The sequence below is a fragment of the Nonomuraea sp. NPDC049695 genome, from assembly GCF_040674955.1.
In the GTDB taxonomy this organism is placed as follows: Bacteria; Actinomycetota; Actinomycetes; order Streptosporangiales; family Streptosporangiaceae; genus Nonomuraea; species Nonomuraea helvata.
On sequence record NZ_JBFANV010000013.1, the window covers coordinates 53,659 to 75,135 of the forward strand.

The following is a 21,477-nucleotide window of genomic DNA, read 5'->3' on the forward strand; positions in this document are numbered from 1 at the left end:
GAAGGAACGATCATGAATGGTCCGTCGAGGCGGGGATTACTGGGCGGCGCCGCGCTGGCGGCGGGCGCCGTGACGCTCTCCGCGTCCTCCGCCCCAGCCGCCGCGTCAGCCGGTGGGCCGGTCACCGGCCCGGTCACCGTGTACCCGGGCGACCCCCGCTACCAGGAGCTGACCGTGGGCTACAACCAGCGCTGGGTCGGCGCGCCCGATTACGTGCGCGTGGTCAGCTCGACCGCCCAGGTCGTCGCCGCGGTGCAGGAGGCGGTCGACGCGGGCAAGCGGATCTCGGTGGTGTCCGGCGGCCACTGCCTGGCCCCGTTCGTGTTCAACTCCGACGTGGACGTCGTCATCGACCTGTCCGGGCTGGACGCGGTCTACTTCGACCAGCAGCGGGGCGCGTTCGCGGTCGAGGGCGGCGCCCGGCTGTCGGGCGTCTACGACACGCTGTTCAAGAAGTGGGGCGTGACCATCCCCGGCGGGATGTGCCCCACGGTCGGCATCGGCGGCCACGCCACCGGCGGCGGGTACGGCTTCCTGTCCCGGCAGTTCGGGGCCGTGATCGACCACCTGGCGGCGGTCGAGGTCGTGGTCGTGGACCGTTCGGGGACCGCCCGCGCCGTGACGGCCTCGCGCGAGCCGGCCGATCCCAACCGCGACCTGTGGTGGGCGTGCGCCGGCGGCGGGGGCGGCAACGTCGGCATCGTCACCCGCTTCTGGTTCCGTACGCCGGGCACGAGCGGTGCCAACCCGAGCCGCCTGCTCGTCAACCCGCCCAAGGACGTGCTGCTCAGCGCCGTCGGCATCCCGTGGAGCATGCTGGACCGCACGAAGTTCGCCACCCTGGTGACGAACTGGGGCGCCTGGTACGAGGGCCACGCCGCGCCCGACTCCCCCGCGAGGATCCTGTCCGGCGTCGCGTCGCTGTCGCACCGCTCGAGCGGGAACGTCTTCCTGCTGACCCAGGTCGACGCCACCGCCCCGGACGCGGCGCGGATCCTCGCCGACTACCTCGGGGCCCTGACCGCCGGGCTCGGCGCCGACGCCGTGGTGGCGGCCCAGCCGGCGCAGCGGCTGCCCTGGCTGCGCGCGGTCAAGCTGATCGCCGCCAGCATCCCCTCGTTCATCAACCCGACGCTGCGCGGCTCCTCCAAGTCGGCCTACCTGCGGCGCTCGTACACGGCCGAGCAGGCGGGCAAGATGTACGACGCGCTCACCCGTACGGACTTCGCCAACCCGGCGGCCGCGGTGACGCTGGCCGGGTTCAGCGGCGGCGCGATCAACGCCGTCCCGGCCACGCGGACCGCGCTGGCGCACCGCGACGCCGCGTTCTGGACGCTGTTCGAGACCCAGTGGCAGGATCCGGCCGCCGACGCCGCCAACATCGGCTGGCTGCGCGACCTGTACGGCTCGGTATGGGCGGCCACCGGCGGCTACCCGGTGCCCGGCGACCAGGCCGACGGCTGCTACATCAACAACCCCGACCCCGACATCACCGACCCCGCGTTCAACCGCTCGGGCGTGCCCTGGCAGACGCTCTACTACAAGGGCAACTACGCCAAGCTCCAGCAGGTCAAGGCGGCCTACGACCCCCGCGACGTCTTCCGGCACGCGCAGTCGGTCTCGCTGCCGTAGCGGCACCTGGCCAAGTCCGCGCCGTACTTGACTTTGTCAGCGCGGCGCCGCCGCGCCCGCTTCCCGGCGCGGATCCGCGCTCCTAGCGTCGAACACACCGAGTGACGGAGGAGAACACCGTGATCCATCAACTCATCTTCGCCGCGCCCAAGCCCGGGATGACGGAGGAGGAGTTCCAGCAGTACTGGCTGAACGTGCACGCCGTCCGGTACGCGAGCAAGATCCCGCAGATCAGGAAGTACCTGATCGACACCCGGATCCCGTTGTCGCCCGACGAGGGCGAGCCGCTGTGGAGCGGCGTCGCGGAGATCTGGCTGCGCGACGAGCGGGAGCAGCTCGAGTCGCTGCAGACGCCCGAGTTCCTGGAGGGCGCGCGGGTCGACGAGCCACGCTGGGCGGCGTTCTGGCGCACGGTCGTGCTCGACACCGACGCGCACGAGCCGGTGCCGGGGCCCGAGCTCGCCCCGCCGTCGGGCGTGAAGCTGATCGTGCTGGTCAAGCGGCGGGAAGGGCTGCCGCTGGCCGACTTCAGGAGCGCGGGCCTCGGCCCGCACGCCGAGCTGGTCGCGCAGGTGCCGGGGCTGCGGCGATACCTCCAATGCCACGTCAGGGACGGCGCGTACGCCATCGGCGAGACGGTGCTCGACGCCGCCCACCTCCTGTGGTTCGACGACAGGGACGCCATGGAGGCGGCGCTCGCCTCGCCCGAGTACGCCAAGGTCATGGCCGACCTGGAGACGCTGGCCGAGCCGAGGTACGTGCACCGGCTGGCCGTCACCGAGCACTGGGTCATCGGGCCGGAGAGCCGCTGATGTCCGGCCGTGATGAGCAAAGGGATCAGGGATACGACTACGTCGTCGTGGGCGCCGGCGCGGCCGGAGCGGTCGTCGCCGCCAGGCTCGTCGAGCGGACCGAGGCACGCGTGCTCCTGCTGGAGTCCGGCGGCGACGCCGGCCTGCCCGCCATCCGCCAGACGGGCATACCCGGCATGGCCTCGCTGTGGCAGGACCCGGCCGTAACGTGGCCGTACGTCACGGTCCCGCAGGCCGGGCTCGGCTGGCGGACGATCCCGCTGCCCCAGGGCAAGGTGCTGGGCGGCGGCAGTTCGGTCAACGCCATGCTGTACGTCCGGGGCAACCGCCGCGACTACGACGGCTGGGCCGCCCAGGGCAACGAGGGCTGGTCGTACGACGAGGTGCTGCCCTGCTTCAAACGGGCCGAGGACTACGAGGACGGCGCCGGGCCGTACCACGGGGCGGACGGGCCCATGAAGGTGGCCCGCCTGTCCGCGATGTCGGAGGTGTCGCGTGCCTTCCTCCGGGCCGCCGCCGACCTGGGCTTCCCCGGTGGCGAGGACTGGGACTACAACGGCGCCGCGCAGGAGGGCGCCTTCGCCTACCAGTCCTTCAGGACGAAGGACAACCAGCGCTCGAGCACGGCGTTCGCCTACCTCGACCCGCTGCGCGGCCATCCCCGCCTCACCGTCGAGACCGGCGCCACGGCGACCCGCGTGCTGCTGGACGGCACGACGGCCACGGGCGTGGAGTACCTGCGGGACGGCGCCGTCCACCGCGCCGGGGCGAGCGCCGAGGTGATCGTCTCCTGCGGCGCGCTGGCCACGCCCAAGCTGCTGATGCTCTCCGGGATCGGCCCGGCCGAGTCCCTGCGCGAGCACGGGCTCGCGGTCGCCGCCGACCTGCCGGGCGTCGGCGCCAACCTGCACGACCACCTCATCCTCGGCGTGGCCTACGCCGCGCGCTCCGCCCTGCCGCTGCCCGAGCTGCTGGCGGAGGCGGGGCTGTTCCCGCCGGACGACCCCGACCTGCAGCTGCTGTTCGGCCCCGTGCAGTTCGTGGCCGACGAGTACCGCGTCGACGGGCCCGCCTTCACCTTCGCCCCCGTGCTCGCGCGGCCGCGCAGCAGGGGCAGGCTCGCCCTGCGGTCGGCGGACCCCGCCGACGCGCCCCTGGTCGACCCCCGCTACCTGGAGGACCCGGCCGACCTGGTGGCGCTCGTGCGCGGGATCGAGCTGTCCAGGGAACTGGCGCACACCAGCGCCATGTGCTCCTTGCACGACCGCGAGAGCGCGCCCGGCCACGGGAGCGACCTGGCCGCCTACGTCCGCGCCACCGCGACCACCGTGTGGCATCCGGTGGGCACCTGCCGCATGGGGCGTGACCCGCTGGCCGTGGTCGACCCGGCGCTGCGCGTGCACGGGATCGAGCGGCTGCGCGTCGCCGACGCCTCGATCATGCCGTCCATCACCACGGGCAACACCGCCGCCGCCACCGTCATGATCGGGGAGCGCGCGGCCGACCTGCTCACATGAAGGAGCCGACCGTGCCAGACAGCTACAGGTACATCGTCATCGGCGCCGGCGCGGCCGGATCGGTGGTGGCCGCCCGGCTCAGCGAGGACCCCGACGCCTCCGTCCTGCTCCTGGAGGCGGGCGACGCACAGGTCACCGACGCGGTCACCACGCCGTGGCGGTGGAACGAGGTGCTGCTGACCGACCTGGACTGGGCGTACATGAGCGAGCCCCAGCCCGGCCTGGACGGCAACCGCGTCTACTCGGCCGCCGGCCGCGGCCTGGGCGGCACCTCGAACATCTACCACATGATGCACACCAGGGGCCGCCCCCAGGACTACGACGACTGGGCCTACCACGGGTGTCCCGGCTGGTCCTTCGACGACGTGCTGCCCTGGCTGCAGCGCCTGGAGGACCAGCGCGACGGGCACAATCCGCTGGCCGGCAAGGACGGCCCGATGACCGTGGCCGACGCGGCCGAGACGGGCAACCCGGTGTCGGAGACGTTCATCGAGGCCTGCGTCGAGCTCGGCCATCCGCGCCTGGACGACTTCAACGCGGGCCTGTTCGGCGCGGGCTGGCACCACGTGAACATCAAGGACGGCCGTCGCAGGGGCGCCCGCGAGTCCTACCTCGATCCCGCGCTCGACCGGCCCAACCTCACCGTGCTGACCGCGGCCCCGGCAGCACGGCTGCTGTTCGAGGGGACCCGCTGCGTCGGTGTGGAGTACCTGCGCGAGGGCCGCACGCACACGGCGCGGGCCGAGGCCGAGGTGGTGGTCTGCGCGGGCGCCATCCAGTCGCCCAAGCTGCTGCTGCTGTCGGGCCTGGGCCCGGCCGACGACCTGGCCGGGCTCGGCATCCCGGTCGTGGCCGACCTGCCCGGGGTCGGGGCCAACTTCCACGACCACCCGCTGGTCATCGGGCCGATCGGCTACCTGGCCGAGCCGGGCGACGACCCGCGCGGCAACGTGACCGAGGTCGCGCTCTTCTGCGGGTCGCAGGACGGGCTGCCCGTCCCCGACCTGGAGGTCGCGCTCGTGCACCGCGCGCCGTTCGGCGAGAAGTTCTTCGCCAACGTCATCCGCCGCGTGCAGACGGGCCAGCCGGTCGCGCCGGTGCGGGAGCTGGTGGACCCGCACGTGGTCCTCAGCCTGACCGGCCTGGTGGGGCCGGTCTCGCGGGGATGGGTACGGCTGGCGGGCACCGACCCCACCGCCTACCCGCGGATCAACGCCAACTACTTCGGCGACCCGGTCGACCTGGAGCGCACGGTCACCGCCGTGGAGATCGCCAGGGACATCTACCGCACCAAGGCGTTCACCGGCAGGTGGGGGCTGTCCGAGGTCGCCCCAGGGCCGGACGTGACCACCCGCGACGAGCTGCGCGCCTGGGTGAAGGCCAACACCGGCTCGTACTACCACTTCGCCGGCTCCTGCCGGATGGGCACCGACGCCTCGGCCGTGGTCGACCCCCGGCTGCGGGTGCGCGGCGTGGAGGGGCTGCGCGTGGCCGACGCCTCCGTCATGCCCTCGCTGGTCAACGCGCACCCGCACGCCACGGTGGTGATGATCGGCGAGCGCGCGGCCGACCTTGTCCGTGCCCATAAGTAGAAGCGAGAGTGCCAGCACAACTTCGTCCTGTCAGCCGGCCCAGAACATTTCAATAATTCCAGGAAAGGGGGACGTTCGATTTATAGGGGTTGGTCGTATGGCCATCTACTCGGATTTGGATACGCGACAGATTTGGCTCTCTCCTTTGTGTGAGGACCTGTTCGCGTCGTTTCTCCGTTCTGATCAGCGGCGATGGGGCGAGGTCTACGTCCAGGGCCTGGTCTCCGTACCCGGCCGCAAGTCGATCCGCCGGATCTCCACCCAGGTCGTGGGGCGGCCCGTCGACCAGTGCCTCCAGCAGTTCATCAACCAGAGCCCCTGGGACTGGGCGCCCGTACGGCAGCGCCTGGCCCAGCTGCTCGCCGGGGCGATCCGCCCGAAGGCGTGGGTGCTGGAGGAGGTCGTCTTCCCGAAGAACGGGTCCAAGTCGGTGGGCGTGGCGCGGCAGTTCGTCAACTCCGCGGGCCGCCTGCTCAACTGCCAGCTCGGCCTGTCGGTCGTGATGGTGGGAGAGGACGGCGGCTGCCCGGTCAACTGGCGGCTGCTGCTGCCCCGCTCGTGGGACGACGACGACGGCCTGCGCAGCCGGGCCCGCGTGCCGGCCCACGAGCGCTGCCAGCCGCACTGGCGCCACCTGCTGCAGGCCATCGACGAGATGGTGATCGACTGGGGGCTGCCCCCGGCGCCGATCGTGGCGGACGGCAGGTCGATGCCCGGGGTGGAGCTCCTCCTCGCCGGACTCGCCGAGCGCGGGCTCCCCTACCTCGTCCGCGTCTCCCCCGGCACGCTGCCGGCCGGCGGGGCCGGCCTGCCCGCGCGCCCGGTGCTGGAGCCGCTCAGGCCCCGGCTGCAGGTGGTCCAGGGGCCGGCGGGCGCGCGGCCGCCGGGACCGGGCCACCGCTGGTACCCGCGCTCGGGGGCGCGGGCGATGTGGCTGACCGACCTGGGCCGCAACCGGGTGCCCGACCTGGCGGGGCTGGTCGGGCTGCGCAACAGGGCGGCGTCCGTGCTCGCGTCGGTCGCCGCCGACTCCGGCCTGCAGCACTTCGAGGGCCGCTCGTTCCAGGGCTGGCACCACCACGTCACGCTGGTGTCGGTGGCCCACGCGTACCGGCTGCTTCGCGGCGTGGACGGACGGGAGGCGGAGGAACGGTGCCTGCGCCCGCATGGCTGACCGACAGGCTCGCCGGGATCGAGCTGTTCGCCGGGCTGTCGAGCGAGCAGCTCGACTGGCTGGCGTGCGCCGGGACGGTCAGGGAGCTCGGCGACGGGGAGCCGCTGTTCGTCGAGGGCGCGCCGGCCGACGCCTTCTACGTCCTGCTGGACGGCGAGATCGTGGTCTCGAAGCTGGTCGGCGGGCGGGAGCAGGTGCTCGCCCGGCACCTCGGCGACGTGCTGGAGCACCAGTTCATCGGCGAGCTGCCGCTGCTCACCAGCGACGAGTACCTCGCCACCGCGCTGGCCGTGGGGCCGGCGCGGGTGGTGGCCTACGGCAAGAACGCGTTCTTCGACCTGCTGGAGCGCTGCCCGCAGGTCTGCCGGGTGCTGCTGCCGGTGCTGGCCGGGCGCATCAACGCCATGGAGCGCCAGGCGGGGCGCAGCCGCATGCTCGAAGGGCTGGGCATGCTGGCGGCGGGCCTGGCCCACGAGCTGAACAACCCGGCGGCGGCCGCGCTGCGGGCCGCGCGGGAGCTGCGCGGCCTCGCGCCCCGCCTGGCCGCCGCCGCGGTCGAGTGGGGGCGCGCGGGCGAGGAGGCCGAAGTGCGGCTCGTCGCGCGGTTCCAGGACAGGCTGGCCACCGGGGCCGCGCTGGACCCGCTGGCCGAGGCGGAGGCGGCCGACGAGGTCTCCGACTGGCTGCGCGAGCACGGCCTCGACCCCACTGCCGACTGGGCCGCCGAGCTGGCCGACGACCTCGCCGAGCACGGCGTGGACCGGGCCGCGCTCGACGAGCTGGCCGCCGGTCTCCGGCCGGACGTCCTCGCCCCGGCGCTGGCGTACCTGGTGCCGGTGCTGCGCACCCGGACGCTCGCGGGTGACGCGGCCGAGGCGTCCGAGCGGGTGGTGGAGCTGGTACGGCGCACCTCGGCCTACACGAACCTGGACCGCGCGCCCCAGCGGGACGCCGACCTGCGCGAGGGGCTGGAGGCCACGCTCGCCCTCATGGCGCCCAAGCTGCGCAACATCCGCGTACGCAGGGAGTACGGCGGCGTCCCCGACCTCCAGGCCTTCCCCAGCGAGCTGAACCAGGTCTGGACCAACCTCATCGACAACGCCGTGGACGCCATGGGCGGCGAGGGCGAGCTGACCATCAGCACCAGGCGGGAGGGCGACCACGCCGTGGTGGAGTTCCGCGACACCGGTCACGGCATCCCCGCCGAGGCGCTGCCGATGGTGTTCCAGCCGTTCTTCACCACCAAGGACCTGGGCAAGGGGACGGGTCTCGGGCTGCACGTGAGCATGGACATCGTGGCGCAGCGGCACGGCGGCACGATGGAGGTCGACTCGCGGCCGGGCGACACCCGGTTCGTGGTGCGGCTGCCGCTCGCCCCGGGCTCCGAGTAAGGGGATCAGCTCTCCGAGTGGTAGCGGTGGATCATCGACACCGCCATGGCACCCTCGCCGACGCCCGAGGCCAGCCGCTTGACCGAGTTGGCGCGCACGTCGCCGGCCGCGAACACGCCGGGCACGCTCGTCTCCAGCAGCAGCGGCGACCGGGGCAGGTCCCAGCCGGTCAGCCCGGCCACCGGGCCGAGGTCGGGGCCGGTCAGCAGGAAGCCGTGGGGGTCCCTGCGCACGAGGTGGTCCAGCCACTCGGTGCGCGGGCGGGCGCCGATGAACACGAAGACGTGCTCGGCCTCCCGCGTGGTCAGCTCGCCGCTACGGGTGTCGCGCAGCGTGATGTGCTCCAGCCGGTCCGCGCCGCCGGCGGCGACCACGCAGGTGTTCGTCATGACCGTGATGTTGCTCCTCGCGGCGATCTCGTCCACCAGGTACGCGGACATGCCGCTGGCCAGGCTGCCCGCGCGCACCACCATGGTGACGTGGCGGGCGTGCCGGGAGAAGTGCAGCACCGCCTGCCCGGCGGAGTTGGCGCCGCCCACGATCCACACGTGCCGTCCCACGCATGACTCGGTCTCCGACAGGGCCGCGCCGTAGTAGATGCCGGCCCCCTCGAAGCGGGCCGCGTCCTCGGCGTCGAGATTGCGGTACGACAGGCCGGGCGACAGCAGCACGGTGGCGGCGGTGATCTCCTTGCCGTCGGACAGGTTCAGCACGCACGCCCGGCCGGCCCTGCTCAGCCGTTCGGCCTCGACCGGGGCGAGCACGTCCACGCCGAACCTGCGGGCCTGCGCCATGGCGCGGCTGGTCAGGTCGACGCCGGAGATGCCGGACGGGAAGCCGAGGTAGTTCTCGATCCGGCTGGAGGTGCCGGCCTGGCCGCCCGGGACGTACGCCTCGATGAGCAGCGTCGTCATCCCCTCCGACGAGGCGTAGACCGACGCGGCCAGCCCGGTCGGGCCGCCGCCGACGATCGCCAGGTCGTAGTGGGGGTGGCTGAGCTCCGTCGCCAGGCCGAGTGCCGCCACCACCTCGCCGTGCCCGGGGCGGGCCAGCCGGCGCCCGTCGGGCAGCACCACCTCGGGCGCCCCCGGGTCGCCCGGCTCCGCCTCCTCGAACCTGAACGGCAGCCGGTAGCGGGTGAGCAGGTCGCGCAGCCGGTGCGTGGCGGGCGCGTACCGGTGGCCGACCAGGCGGATGCCCTGGTAGGGGGCCTCATGGGCGGACTCCCAGTCCGAGAGCAGGTCGTCGAGCACGGGGTAGAGCCGCTCCTCCGGCGGCTCCCACGGCTTGACGAGATAGTGGTCCAGCCGCACCTTGTTGATCGCCGAGATGGCGACGCTCGTGTCGGCGTAGGCCGTCAGCAGGACGCGGCGCGCGGCGGGGAAGCGCCGGCCGGCCTCCGCCAGGAACTCGATCCCGGTCATCTCGGGCATGCGCTGGTCGGAGAGGATCAGCGCGGCCTCCTCACGACGTCCGCGCAGCCGGTCGAGGATCTGCGTGGCCTCCACCGGCGACCTCGTCGCCACGACCCGGTAACGCTGCTGGTAGGCACGGGACAGATCGCGCCGCACCGCGCGGAGAACGTGGTCGTCGTCGTCCACGGCCAGCAGGACCGGCCGGCGCTGCTCGGGCATCACGACCCTCCAACAATCGGCTGCGGCCATTCTTTCGCCATTTTCCGCGCGGCCGCCCCAGGCACCTGACGAAGTGCGGGCGAATTTCACGGACTTGACGGAATAGGCGGGCCGGGCTTGTCCTGGAAAACCACTCGTTGTTTGAATCCACGCATGACGCGCACCATTCTTATTGTTCTCTCCGAGTACGGATATTGGGGAGAGGAACTCGTCGGCCCGCTGGCCGCCTTCGACCGGCAGGGCTACCGGAGCGTGTTCGCCACCCCCACCGGCAAGCGGGCGCGGGCACTGCCGCCCAGTCTCGACCCCGGGTACGTGGATCCGCCGCTGGGCCGCTCCGTGACCACGCCGGAGGTGGCCGTGGCCGCCCGGCAGCTGGACGAGTCGGACCGGCTGGACGCCCCGGTCAGCCTGGCCGACTGGATCCCCGAACGCCCCTACAACAGCGAGGACGGATACCTCCGGAAGGTCGAGGCCTACTACCGGGAGCTCGGCCGGCTGGACCGGGACGTCGAGGAGTACGACGCCCTGGTGCTCGTGGGCGGCAGCGGCCCGATCGTGGACCTGGCCAACAACGGCCGGGTGCACGACCTGATCCTCGCCTTCGTGCGGGCGGACAAGCCGGTGCTCGCCGAGTGCTACGGCGTCGCCTGCCTGGCCTTCGCCCGCGACTGGGAGGACCGGGCGAGCATCCTGCGCGGCAAGCACGTGACGGGCCACTGCAAGGAGTACGACTACAAGGACGGCACCGGCTTCCTGGGGGTCGACTTCAACATGGGGCCGCCGCCGTACCCGCTGGAGTACATCCTGCGCGACGCCACCGCGCCCGACGGCCGCTACCACGGCAACGTGGGCAAGGAGACGTCGGTGATCGTGGACCACCCGTTCGTGACGGGCCGCTCGACCCCCGACTCGTACCTGTCCGGCGAGAAGCTGGTCGAGGTGCTCGAGTCCGGCCTGCGTCGTTACGGCTGGTGACCATGGCGACCCGTCCCGCCAAGAAGGCGATCTTCGAGCAGTTCGCGGCCGACGGCATCTCGGTGATGTTCGGCAACCCGGGGACCGTCGAGCAGGGGTTTCTCGACGTGCTGGAGGACACACCGGGCTTCCGGTACGTGCTGGGGCTGCAGGAGTCGGCGGTGCTCGGCATCGCCGACGGCTACGCCCGCGCCACCGGCGGGCCCGCGCTGGTCCAGCTGCACAGCGGGGTCGGCCTCGGCAACGGTGTCGGCCTGCTCTACCAGGCCAAGCGCGGCCACTCGCCGCTGGTGGTGATCGCCGGCGAGGCGGGCATGCGGTACGAGGCCATGGACGGCCAGATGGCGGTGGACCTGGTGGCGATGGCCCGGCCGGTGACCAAGTACGCGACCAGGGTGACCCACCCGGGCTCGGTGCTGAGGGTGCTGCGGCGGGCGGTCAAGATCGCGATGACGCCGCCGCGCGGGCCGGTCTTCGTGGCGCTGCCGATGGACGTGCTCGACGAGGACACCGACGAGCCCGCCGTGGCCAGCACGGTCCCCAGCCGGGCGACGGTGCCCGTGCCGGAGGAGCTGGAGCGGGCCGCGGCCGTGCTGCGCGCCGCCCGGCGGCCCGTGGTGCTGGCCGGCGACGGGGTCTCGGTGTCCGGCGCGCAGGAGGAGCTGGCCAGGGTGGCCGAGGCGCTCGGCGCCCCGGTGTGGACGGTGAACTCCTCGGAGCTGACCATCGACACCACCCACCCGCTCCACCGGGGGGACCTCGGGCACATGTTCGGCGAGCACAGCGCCGCCGCGCTGGCCGGGGCCGACGCCGCGCTCGTCGTCGGGACGTACCTCTTCCCCGAGGTGTTCCCGCTGCTGACCAGCCCCTTCGCCGAAGGGACGAAGATCGTCCACATCGACCTGGACGACTACGAGATCGCCAAGAACCTGCCGGCCGACGTCGCGCTCGTCGCCGATCCCAAGCCGACCCTCGCGGCGCTGGCCGCGCTGCTCGGCCCCGCCCGTCCCGTGCCCGCCCGCGAGCCGGCCGAGGCGTACGGCGAGACCATGACGGACCTGTTCGCCGGCGAGCTGGCCGCCCGGACGGGCGACGGGCTGGTGATCTTCGACGAGGCGCTGACCGCCTCCCCCGCGCTGCTCAGGCGGCTGCCGCCGCGCAGGCCCGGCACCTACTTCCAGACCAGGGGCGGCTCGCTCGGCGTCGGCATCCCCGGCGCGATCGGGATCAAGCTGGCCCGGCCCGAGGCCGAGGTGGTGGCCTTCACCGGCGACGGCGGCAGCATGTACACCATCCAGGCCCTGTGGACCGCCGTCAGGTACGGCGTCGCCGCCCGCTTCGTGATCTGCGATAACCGCCGTTACCAGCTGCTCGACGACAACCTCGAACAGTACTGGCGCGAGCGCGGCATCGCCGCGCACCCCCACCCCGAGGGCTTCGACCTGTCCCACCCCCAGATCGACTTCGTGAGGCTGGCCGCGAGCCTGGGTGTCCCCGCCGTCAAGGTGAGCAAGCCCGCCCAGGTGGAGGCGGCGGTCCAGCGGATGCTGGCGGCGCCGGGCCCGTTCCTCGTCGATCTGATTACCACCTGAGAGGTACACCGTGCGTGAGAAGCGATTGGCCGGGCGCACCGTCGCGATCCTCATGGAGAGCGACTTCGTCGAGCAGGAGCTCCACTACTACCAGCGGCGTTTCACCGAGGAGGGGGCGCGGGTCGAGTTCCTCACGCGGCTGTGGGGACAGGACTCGCTGACCTTCCACGGCCACGAGTTCAAGGAGCCGTTCACAGTGAGCGGCGACCTGGAGAGCGCCGACCTGAGCCGGATCGACGTGCTGATCGTGCCGTCCGGCATGGTGTCGGACCGGCTGCGCTACACCGAGGACGTCAACGAGCTCGCCCCCGCCGTACGACTGCTGAAGGAGGCCTTCGACGACCACCGGATCGTCAAGGGCATCATCTGCCACGGCCTCTGGCTGGCGGCGCCCATCGCCGAGGCGGTCAAGGGCCGCCGCGTGACGTGCCACAACAACCTGATCGGCGACGTGCGCAACATGGGCGCGCTCTACACCGACCAGGACGTCGTGGTGGACCGCGACCTGGTGACCGGCCGGACGGCCGAGCACTGCGCCGCCTTCGCCCGCATGATCATCGACCTGGTGGCCGCCGACCGGAGCTCCGAGACGGTCTACCGGCCCGACTTCACCTTCTCCGACCTGGTGGCCGGCTATGTCACCGCCTTCGAGCACGGCGAGATCAGCCTGCGCACCAACGACGGGCGGGCGGTGCGGGTGCGCCTGACCGGCACCACCTCCGCCGAGTTCGTGCGCAACCTCTCGGAGCCGTACCTCGACGCCTCGGCGCACCTGGATCAGCTGCTCACGCCGGGCACCTACGTGTTCGTCAAGGGGATCTTCTACTACGAGAACGGCTCCTACACGATCGAGGCCAAGGCGCTGACCTTCCTGGGCAGGCAGCCGGGCCAGTACGCCTTCGAGCAGCCCGACTGGTGGGTGAAGCAGATCCGCGAGCTGGGCCGCTTCTACCGCAAGGCGCAGTTCGGGGCCGACGGCCCGATCGACTACTCGGCGTACCGGACCATGCTGCGGCTGGGCGGCGAGAAGGCCGGCCAGGACGTGCAGGAGACCGACACGATCTCCCGGATGGTCTACGGGATGTCCTCGGCCTACATGCTCACGGGCGAGGAGGACTTCCTGGAGGTGGCCGAGCAGGGCGCCGCCTACCTGCGCGAGCACATGCGCTTCGTGGACCGCGACGAGGACGTCGTGTACTGGTACCACGGCATCGACGTGCGCGACGGGGTCGAGCGCAAGCTGTTCACCTCCGAGTTCGGCGACGACTACGACGCGATCCCGATGTACGAGCAGATCTACGCCCTGGCCGGCCCCACCCAGCTCTACCGGCTCACCGGGGACCCGCGCATCGCCGCCGACATCGACGGCACGCTGCGGCTGTTCCGCAAGTTCTTCCACGACCCCGAGCGGGGCGGCTACTTCTCGCACATCGACCCGATCCTGCTCAGCCCGCACCACGAGTCGCTGGGCCCGAACCGGTCGAGGAAGAACTGGAACTCCGTCGGCGACCACGCCCCCGCCTACCTCATCAACCTGCTCCTGGCCACCGGCGACGAGCGGCACGCCGACATGCTGGAGGAGACGTTCGACCTCATCGTCAAGCACATGCCGAGGAAGGACAGCCCGTACGTGCAGGAGCGCTTCCACGCGGACTGGACGCCGGACACCACCTGGCACTGGCAGCAGGACAGGGCGGTCGTCGGGCACAACCTCAAGATCGCCTGGAACCTCATGCGGATGATGTCGATCCGGCCCAAGGACCGCTACCGGGCGCTGGCGACCGAGATCGGCGAGAAGATGCCGGGCCTCGGCAGCGACCCGCAGCGCGGCGGCTGGTACGACGTGGTCGAGCGCAGGCTCGCCCCCGGCCAGCACGTGCACCGGTTCGTCTGGCACGACAGGAAGGCCTGGTGGCAGCAGGAGCAGGCGATCCTCGCCTACCAGATCCTGGCGGGGCTGGGCGGCGAGGAGGAGTTCGTGCGCAGGGCGCGGGAGTCGGCCGCCTTCTACAGCGCCTTCTTCCTCGACCACGACGAGGGCGGCATCTACTTCAACGTGCTCGCCGACGGCCACCCGTACCTGCTCGGCACCGAGCGGTTCAAGGGCAGCCACTCCATGAGCATGTGCCACGCGGCCGAGCTCTGCTTCCTGGCGACCGTCTACCAGCGGCTGCTGCTCGACAAGGAACCGTTGACGCTGTGGTTCCGGCCGCGGCCCGACGGGTTCACCGACCGGGTCCTGCGGGTCGCGCCCGACGCGCTGCCGCCAGGCCGGGTCCGGCTGGAGTGGGTGGAGGTGGACGGCTCGCCGTACCAGCTCTTCGACGCCGCGGCGATGACGGTGAAGCTGCCCGACTCCGCCGGGCCGGTGACGGTGCGCGCCCACCTCGCGCCCGTGGAGGAGTGACATGACCATGCGACTGCAAAGAGAGCTGCGCGGCGGGGTCACCGTCATCAGCATGGACGGCCAGCTCGACAGCGAGACCGCGCCCCGGGTCCAGCAGGACCTGCAGGCGCTCTTCCCCGAGGAGGGTCTGGTCGTGCTGGACCTGTCCCGGACGCTCTACATGTCGAGCGCGGGCCTGCGGGTGCTCCTGCTGATCTACCGGCAGGCCCAGCACAGCACGGTACGCCTGGCGCTGACGGGGCTGTCCCCCGACGTGCGCGCGATCATGGACGCGACCGGGTTCCTCGGATTCTTCACCGTGGTGGAGTCCGTCGAGGAAGGCGTGGAGGCGTTGACTGTATGACCATCCTGGAGCCGATCGACGCTTACCCCACGCAGCGGATCGCCGGATACCCCGTGCGCGCTGGGCGGTCGCTGCCGTTCGGCGCCACGCGGGTGCCCGGGGGCGTCAACTTCTCGGTCTACTCCAACCACGCCACCTCGGTGACGCTGGTGCTCTACCGGGAGGGCGAGCCCGAGCCGGTGGCCGAGCTGCCCTTCCCGGAGTCGTTCCGGGTGGGCAGCGTCTACGCGATGACCGTGTTCGGCCTCGACGTCGAGCGCCTCGAGTACGGCTATCGCGTGGACGGCCCCCGCCGGCCGTGGCAGGGCCACCGCTTCGATCCGGACACCGTGCTCAGCGACCCGTACGCCAGGATGCTGACCGGTCACGGCCCCTATCGGCACAGGTCGCGGGTGACGCTGGACGACTTCGACTGGGAGGACGACCGCCCGCCGCGCCTGCCGCACGAGGACCTGGTGATCTACGAGCTGCACGTGCGCGGTTTCACCAGGCACCCCTCCTCCGGCGTCTCGGCGCCCGGCACGTACGCGGGACTCGTGGAGAAGATCCCGTACCTGCGGGAGTTGGGGGTCAACTGCGTCGAGCTGATGCCGGTGTTCGAGTTCGACGAGACCGACAACGTGTTCACAGGCGTCAACTACTGGGGCTACAGCCCCATCGGGTTCTTCGCCCCCAAGGCGTCCTACGCGGCCACCGGCCGGGACCACATGCAGGTCGACGAGTTCAAGCACCTGGTCAAGGAGCTGCACCGGGCGGGCATCGAGGTGCTGCTCGACGTGGTGTTCAACCACACCGCGGAGGGCGACGAGCGCGGGCCGACGATCAGCTTCAAGGGGCTGGACAACGCCACCTACTACATGCTGACCGGCGACGGCCACTACTACAACTTCAGCGGCACGGGCAACACGCTCAACTGCAACCATCCGGTGGTGCGCGGGTTCGTGCTGGACTGCCTGCGTTACTGGGCCGCCGAGTGCCACGTCGACGGCTTCAGGTTCGACCTGGCGGCGATACTCGGGCGGGGGGCCGACGGCGAGCTGCTGCACAACCCGCCGCTGCTGGAGTCGCTCGCGTACGACCCGATCCTGCGCGACCGCAAGCTGATCGCGGAGGCGTGGGACGCCGCCGGGCTCTACCAGGTGGGCAGCTTCCCCCACTACAGCCGCTGGTCGGAGTGGAACGGCCGCTACCGCGACACGGTGCGCAGGTACGTCAAGGGCGACCTCGGCGTCACCGGGGAGCTGGCCACCCGCATGGTCGGCTCGCCCGACATGTACAGCCGCAGGGGAGCCGCGGCCACGGTCAACTTCGTCACCTCACACGACGGGTTCACGCTGCGGGACCTGGTCTCGTACGACCACAAGCACAACGAGGCCAACGGCGAGGGCAACGGGGACGGCGACGACGCCAACAACTCCTGGAACTGCGGGCACGAGGGTGAGACGGACGACCCGGCGGTGCTGGCGCTCCGCGCCCGGCAGCAGCGCAACGCGCTGCTGCTCCTGCTGGCCAGCCGGGGCGTGCCGATGCTGCTCGCCGGCGACGAGATCGGCCGCACGCAGCTCGGCAACAACAACGCCTACTGCCACGACGGGCCGCTCACGTGGCTCGACTGGGGGTTGCGGGAGGAGAACGCCGACCTGTTCCGCTTCACGCGGCGCGCCATCGCCTTCCGGCGGGCGCACCCGGTGCTGCGGGGCGGCTCTCCCGGCTCGGTCCACTGGCACGGCGTGCGTGCCTGGTCACCGGACTGGGCGGCGCACTCGCGGGTGCTGGCCGCGCTGTTCGATGAAGGGAGCACCTGCCTGTACGTCGCCGCCAACTCCCACTGGGAGTCGCACACGCTCGAGCTGCCGGCCGCGCCGCGCGGGCAGACCTGGCACCTGTTCGCCGACACCGCCGCCGCCCCGCCGATGGACGCCTTCGAGCCGGGCTCCGAGCCGCCGCTGGCCAACCAGTCACAGCTGTCCATCGGACCCAGAAGCGTCGCGATCTTGGTCACGCACTAGCGAAGGGAAAGCGAGTCATGTCTTTCAAGATGAAGATGAGCGTGGAGGGTGATACCGCCACGATCCGGCTGGCCGGCGAGCTCGACGGCAGCTCCGCCCCCGACCTCAACGACCTGGTCTCGCAGGCCGTGGGGCGGCAGGTGGGCAAGCTGGTGCTGCTCCTCGACGAGCTGACGTACATGTCGTCGGCGGGGGTGCGCTGCCTGATCTTCGCTCACCAGAAACTGCCGCGCGGCTCGGAGATCACCTTGGTGGGGACCAAGCCGGAGGTGGCCGAGACGATCCGGCTCACCGGCTTCGACCGCAGCATCGTGATGCAGTGATGCTCGCCTGCCGGCTCAAGATCGACGTTCAGCACGCGTCCCTGCCGGGCGTGGTGGCCGATTTCATCGAGGTGCTGGCAGACGAGGCCGGGCTGACCTCCCGCCAGGCGTACTGGCTGCGCCTGGCCACGGACGAGATCACCACGAACATCGCCCAGCACGGCTACCGGGGCGGGGCGGGCGTCGTGGAGCTGTCCGGGGAGATCGGGAACGACCGGCTGCGGGTCAGCATCGAGGACGACGCGCCGCCGTTCGACCCCGCCGGGTACGATCCCGCGCCGCGGCTGGCACTGCCGCCCGCCCAGCGCGACATCGGCGGTTACGGGCTGCTCCTCGCCATGGGCAAGGTGGACGAGTTCCACTACGAGTACGCCGGCGGACGCAACCGCAACACCCTGATCATGCGACTGCTTGGAGGCGATAATGCCGACGGCCCTGGTGGTAGCCGAACCGGCTGACCCCATGTCCCAGGCGGTGCTCGAACTCGACGGGGCGCTGCGCGAAGAGGGCTTCGACGTCCAGCTCGCCGTACCGGACGACCTGGTCCTGCGGCACCCGCACCCCGACCTGCTGCTGATCTCGGCGGCGCTCGGGCTGCAGCGGATGGCGCTGGTCAGCCAGCGGTTCCTGGTCGACGGGCGGATGCCCACGATCGTGGCCTTTCCCGACGACGACATCGCCGCGCTGGAGGAGTGCGTACGCGGCGGGTTCGACTACGTGACCCGCCCGTTCCTGCCCGGCCTGCTGCGCAGCAGGGCGAACTCCTGCTGGGAACGCTGGCAGCTCAGCACCACGGTGGAGGAGATGGCGGCGCTGGCCAGTCTGCGGGAGTACGAGCGTGAGCTGCGCATCGCCCGCGACATCCAGGCCGGGTTCCTGCCGGAGTCGCTGCCGAGGCTGGACGGCTGGGAGCTCGCGGCCAGCTTCCGGCCGGCCCGGCAGGTGGCCGGCGACTTCTACGACGTGTTCACCCTCGTCAACGGGCGCAGGCTGGCGCTGGTGGTGGCCGACGTGTGCGACAAGGGCGTGGGGGCCGCGCTGTTCATGGCGCTGATCAGGACGCTGCTGCGGCACACGGCCGAGCACACCGGGTTCGTCCAGGACGTCAGTGACGACGCCGCCGTGGCGCTGGACGGCTCGCCGGGAGAGTCCGCGCTGCCCCTGCTGTCGCTGGGGGCGGGGCCGCTGATCCAGGCGGTGGTCGGGACCAACCGGTACATGGCCCGCAACCACATCAAGCAGGCGTATTTCGCGACGATGTTCTTCGGGGTGCTGGACCCGTACTCCGGGGACCTGGTCTACATCAACGGCGGGCACAATCCGCCCATCGTGGTGCGCGCCGACGGCCGCCAGACGATGCTGCCGCCGACGGGGCCGGCGGTCGGGATCCTGGCCGACAGCTCCTACACCCTGGGGCACGTGCAGCTCGGCCCGGGCGACGCGCTGTTCGCCTACACCGACGGGGTGGTCGAGGCCAGGAACGCCGCCCACGGCCTGTTCGGCACCCCCCGGCTCCAGGACGTGCTGGCCGGGGCCGGGGCGCACGCCCCCGGCCTGCTCTCGGCGGTCGACTCCTCGGTGCGCACGTTCGTGGGCGCCGCCGAGCAGTCCGACGACATCACCACCCTCGCGCTGAGCAGGAACCCGTCCTGAGGCGCCCGACCAGCCCGGCCCACGGCAGCCCCGTGGGCCGGGCTTCTCAGGTGGCGAGCATCGGCACGGCGACGGCCGTCCAGACCGCTCAGGCGGCGACCATCGACATGGCGACGGCGACGCCCCAGCCGGAGGCGGGCTCCCCGCCGTGGAAGCCGGCCGCCAGCAGCGTCGCCTCGCCCGCCCGGCCCGCCAGCAGCAGCGCGTCGATCAGGTACGCCGTCAGATGCGCCGCCAGCCAGGGCGGCCCCGACTCCATCCCTCCGGCGGTGAGCGCGAGCGCGCGCCGCAGGTGGAAGACCGCCTCGTCGGGCCGGGTCCGGAGGCGGGCCATGGCCTGCGCCGCGTGCACGAACAGGGCGGTCTCCCTGTCGGTGCGCGTGATCGCGCCGACGTCGTCGGCGGAGCGGCCGCTCAACGCCATGATCCAGGCCCGGTAGGCGAGCAGCAGCGGCCGCTGCCCCGGCCCGGCGGCCACCGCGGCGCGCAGCAGGAACTCGGCGGCCGCCTCCGGCCGGCCCCGCCCGCAGGCGAGGTTGACCGCGCGGGCGAGCGCCAGGTGCGGCGTGCTCTCCACCACCCCCTCGGGCAGCGAGTCCAGGAACGACATGCTGTCGCGCCCCCTGCCGCGCAGCAGCAGCAGGTGCGCCAGCGGCACCGAGACGGTGTGCCCCTCGCCGCACCACGCCGCCGCCTTGCACAGCTCGAAGGCCCGGTCGAAGGCCAGCGCGGCCCAGGCGTCCCAGGTGGCCTTCACCAGATGGGGGGTGGCCGCGGACGGGTCCATCGGCGGCTGCCACTCGGTGGCGCACTGGAACTCCCACCCGGCGGCGCCCCGGGTCAGGCGTTCGGTGAGCCGGCGCCCGACCAGGAAGTCGTGCAGCAGGCGGGGGTTGCCGCCGGTCGCCGCGTGCAGGGCGCCGGCGGTGGCCTGCCGTACGTGGCCGCCGGCCAGCGCGGCCAGCAGGACGGCCACCTCCTCGACCGTGAGCGGCGGCACGTCGATCGTGTACGCGCCCGGCTCGAACCGCAGGCAGTCCACCGGATCGGGGCGCACCGCCGCGGGCCCGGACACCGTCGTGACCAGCACTCTGGCCCGCGGGCTCCCACCCGCGGCCACGCGCAGCGCCATCAGGCTCTCGTCCCCGCTCACCTGCGCGTCGTCCATGACGAGCAGCAGCGGGCGGTCCCCGGCGGCCACCCCGACGCGGGCGGCGACGTCACCGGGGCCGTCCGCGGCACTCAGCCGGACGATCTCGTAACGCGCCGCCTCGGGCGATTCGAGCACATGCTCCACCAGCCGGCTCCGGCCTGACCCCGGCTCACCTGTGACGACAATAGGGCCCGCGCCGGCGGCCCCGAGGGCTGACCGAATCGCGGCGAGCTGCTCGCTCCGGCCGGTGAAATGCCACTTCATCTGGTTAATCCCCTCAATTGAATCGATATATTCATGCTTTGGGAACAAAGCCGTAACGTCAATGCCGAAATGACGAAATCAGGCTAGAGGTGACAAATATTCCGTGAGGCTTCTAGAATCAGCCTTGCGATCCTGATCTGCTGACGCGGTGGGGGCATTCACGGGGGGTTCTGTGTCAGGCGACGGCTGGAGCCGGCAGGAGCTCGCGCGATTCCTGCGGAGCAGGCGCGCACGGGTCACGCCGGGGCAGGTGGGCTTCCCCGAAGGCGGGGGGCGCAGGACGAAAGGGCTGCGGCGCGAGGAGGTGGCGGTGCTCGCCGGCCTCAGCCCGACCTGGTACACGTACCTCGAGCAGGGGCGTGACATCAAGCCCTCCATCCAGGTGCTCGACAGCCTGGCCCGGGTGCTCGTCCTCACCGAGGACGAGCGCCGCTACATGCACACGCTGGTGCACGGCCAGGTCACCAACCCGCAGCCGCTCGAGGGACAGACCTGGTCGGGCGACGTGATGGGCCCGCTGGTCAGCCTCATGGGCGCCAGCGACTATCCGGTCTACGCCACCGACATCCACTGCGACCTGACCGCCTGGAACGACGCGGCCGCCGAGTGGTACGACGACTGGGGCAAATACGCGCCCGAGCACCGCAACATGCTGCGCTGGCTGCTGATCTCGCCCAAAGCCAAGGAGCGGCTGCCCGACTGGGAGCGCGTCACCTGCGACGTCATCGCCCGGTGGCGCTCGGAGCTGGCCAGGTGGCCGCACGACGATGGGCTGACCGCGAAGATCGCCGAGTTCTCCCAGCTGAGCCCGCTCTTCGCCGGCCTGTGGCGCAGGCACGAGGTGCAGGAGCACCGCAGCCTCACCCGCCGGTTCCGGCATCCACGGCTGGGCCTGCAGACCCTGCGCATGGCGCTCATGATCACCCCGGACGAGCCGCTGGTGGGGCTTGTGATCCATTTTCCGATGCACGCGAGCGAATAACGCCGTTTCCACCGCCCCTCG

At 71.8% G+C, this 21,477-nt stretch carries 17 protein-coding genes; 15 read left to right on the forward strand and 2 right to left on the reverse strand.

What is annotated here, in order from left to right; genetic code table 11:
- Nucleotides 1-12 precede the first annotated feature (12 nt).
- The 6 genes from AB0J64_RS14450 (at nucleotide 13) to AB0J64_RS14475 (ending at nucleotide 8,118) form a co-directional block, all read left to right on the forward strand.
- On the forward strand, nucleotides 13-1,632 hold the full coding sequence (locus AB0J64_RS14450) for an FAD-binding protein (RefSeq protein ID WP_364025928.1): 1,620 nt from the start codon (nucleotides 13-15) through the stop codon (nucleotides 1,630-1,632).
- Between the two features lie 119 nt (nucleotides 1,633-1,751).
- Nucleotides 1,752-2,444, forward strand: coding sequence for an EthD domain-containing protein (locus AB0J64_RS14455; RefSeq protein ID WP_364025930.1), 693 nt, complete (start codon nucleotides 1,752-1,754; stop codon nucleotides 2,442-2,444).
- Nucleotides 2,444-3,961, forward strand: a complete 1,518-nt coding sequence (locus tag AB0J64_RS14460; protein WP_364025933.1) for a GMC family oxidoreductase N-terminal domain-containing protein — start codon at nucleotides 2,444-2,446, stop codon at nucleotides 3,959-3,961. The genes AB0J64_RS14455 and AB0J64_RS14460 overlap by 1 nt, the downstream gene beginning before the upstream one ends.
- Before the next feature lie 11 nt (nucleotides 3,962-3,972).
- Nucleotides 3,973-5,553: a GMC family oxidoreductase N-terminal domain-containing protein gene (locus tag AB0J64_RS14465; protein WP_364025936.1), complete on the forward strand. Its 1,581-nt coding sequence runs from the start codon at nucleotides 3,973-3,975 to the stop codon at nucleotides 5,551-5,553.
- Between the two features lie 145 nt (nucleotides 5,554-5,698).
- On the forward strand, nucleotides 5,699-6,727 hold the full coding sequence (locus AB0J64_RS14470) for a transposase (protein ID WP_364025939.1): 1,029 nt from the start codon (nucleotides 5,699-5,701) through the stop codon (nucleotides 6,725-6,727).
- Nucleotides 6,706-8,118 carry an ATP-binding protein gene (locus tag AB0J64_RS14475; RefSeq protein WP_364025942.1) on the forward strand — a complete coding sequence of 471 codons (1,413 nt, stop codon included), beginning with the start codon at nucleotides 6,706-6,708 and terminating at the stop codon, nucleotides 8,116-8,118. Before AB0J64_RS14470 ends, AB0J64_RS14475 begins: the two co-directional genes overlap by 22 nt.
- A gap of 5 nt (nucleotides 8,119-8,123) precedes the next feature.
- On the opposite strand, the gene AB0J64_RS14480 is transcribed toward AB0J64_RS14475, so the two are convergent.
- Nucleotides 8,124-9,752 carry an FAD-dependent oxidoreductase gene (locus tag AB0J64_RS14480; RefSeq protein ID WP_364025945.1) on the reverse strand — a complete coding sequence of 543 codons (1,629 nt, stop codon included), beginning with the start codon at nucleotides 9,750-9,752 and terminating at the stop codon, nucleotides 8,124-8,126.
- Nucleotides 9,753-9,905: 153 nt separating this feature from the next.
- Here AB0J64_RS14480 and AB0J64_RS14485 point away from each other — a divergent pair, with 153 nt between their 5' ends.
- The 8 genes from AB0J64_RS14485 to AB0J64_RS14520 are packed head-to-tail and all read left to right on the forward strand — an operon-like array spanning nucleotide 9,906 to nucleotide 19,057.
- Nucleotides 9,906-10,730, forward strand: coding sequence for a type 1 glutamine amidotransferase domain-containing protein (locus AB0J64_RS14485; protein WP_364025948.1), 825 nt, complete (start codon nucleotides 9,906-9,908; stop codon nucleotides 10,728-10,730).
- A 2-nt stretch (nucleotides 10,731-10,732) separates the two neighbouring features.
- Nucleotides 10,733-12,322 carry a thiamine pyrophosphate-binding protein gene (locus tag AB0J64_RS14490; RefSeq protein WP_364025951.1) on the forward strand — a complete coding sequence of 530 codons (1,590 nt, stop codon included), beginning with the start codon at nucleotides 10,733-10,735 and terminating at the stop codon, nucleotides 12,320-12,322.
- A gap of 10 nt (nucleotides 12,323-12,332) precedes the next feature.
- Nucleotides 12,333-14,729 carry an AGE family epimerase/isomerase gene (locus AB0J64_RS14495; RefSeq protein ID WP_364025954.1) on the forward strand — a complete coding sequence of 799 codons (2,397 nt, stop codon included), beginning with the start codon at nucleotides 12,333-12,335 and terminating at the stop codon, nucleotides 14,727-14,729.
- Nucleotides 14,730-14,736: 7 nt separating this feature from the next.
- Complete coding sequence (locus AB0J64_RS14500; protein WP_344985374.1) at nucleotides 14,737-15,072, forward strand: STAS domain-containing protein; 336 nt, start codon at nucleotides 14,737-14,739, stop codon at nucleotides 15,070-15,072.
- The gene (locus AB0J64_RS14505) at nucleotides 15,069-17,081 is read left to right on the forward strand and encodes an alpha-amylase family glycosyl hydrolase (protein WP_364025957.1); all 2,013 of its coding nucleotides are present in this window, start codon (nucleotides 15,069-15,071) and stop codon (nucleotides 17,079-17,081) included. Before AB0J64_RS14500 ends, AB0J64_RS14505 begins: the two co-directional genes overlap by 4 nt.
- A 17-nt stretch (nucleotides 17,082-17,098) precedes the next feature.
- Nucleotides 17,099-17,404, forward strand: a complete 306-nt coding sequence (locus tag AB0J64_RS14510) for an STAS domain-containing protein (protein WP_344985377.1) — start codon at nucleotides 17,099-17,101, stop codon at nucleotides 17,402-17,404.
- The gene (locus AB0J64_RS14515; RefSeq protein WP_364026216.1) at nucleotides 17,404-17,862 is read left to right on the forward strand and encodes an ATP-binding protein; all 459 of its coding nucleotides are present in this window, start codon (nucleotides 17,404-17,406) and stop codon (nucleotides 17,860-17,862) included. The genes AB0J64_RS14510 and AB0J64_RS14515 overlap by 1 nt, the downstream gene beginning before the upstream one ends.
- The gene (locus AB0J64_RS14520; RefSeq protein WP_364025960.1) at nucleotides 17,828-19,057 is read left to right on the forward strand and encodes a SpoIIE family protein phosphatase; all 1,230 of its coding nucleotides are present in this window, start codon (nucleotides 17,828-17,830) and stop codon (nucleotides 19,055-19,057) included. The genes AB0J64_RS14515 and AB0J64_RS14520 overlap by 35 nt, the downstream gene beginning before the upstream one ends.
- Nucleotides 19,058-19,145: 88 nt before the next feature.
- Here the strand turns inward: AB0J64_RS14520 and AB0J64_RS14525 are convergent, their stop codons facing one another.
- Nucleotides 19,146-20,474, reverse strand: coding sequence for an ATP-binding protein (locus AB0J64_RS14525; RefSeq protein WP_364025963.1), 1,329 nt, complete (start codon nucleotides 20,472-20,474; stop codon nucleotides 19,146-19,148).
- A 172-nt stretch (nucleotides 20,475-20,646) separates the two neighbouring features.
- Between AB0J64_RS14525 and AB0J64_RS14530 the strand changes: the two genes are divergently transcribed.
- A complete protein-coding gene (locus tag AB0J64_RS14530; RefSeq protein WP_364025966.1) occupies nucleotides 20,647-21,456 on the forward strand; it encodes a helix-turn-helix transcriptional regulator in 810 nt (269 codons plus the stop codon).
- Nucleotides 21,457-21,477 lie beyond the last annotated feature (21 nt).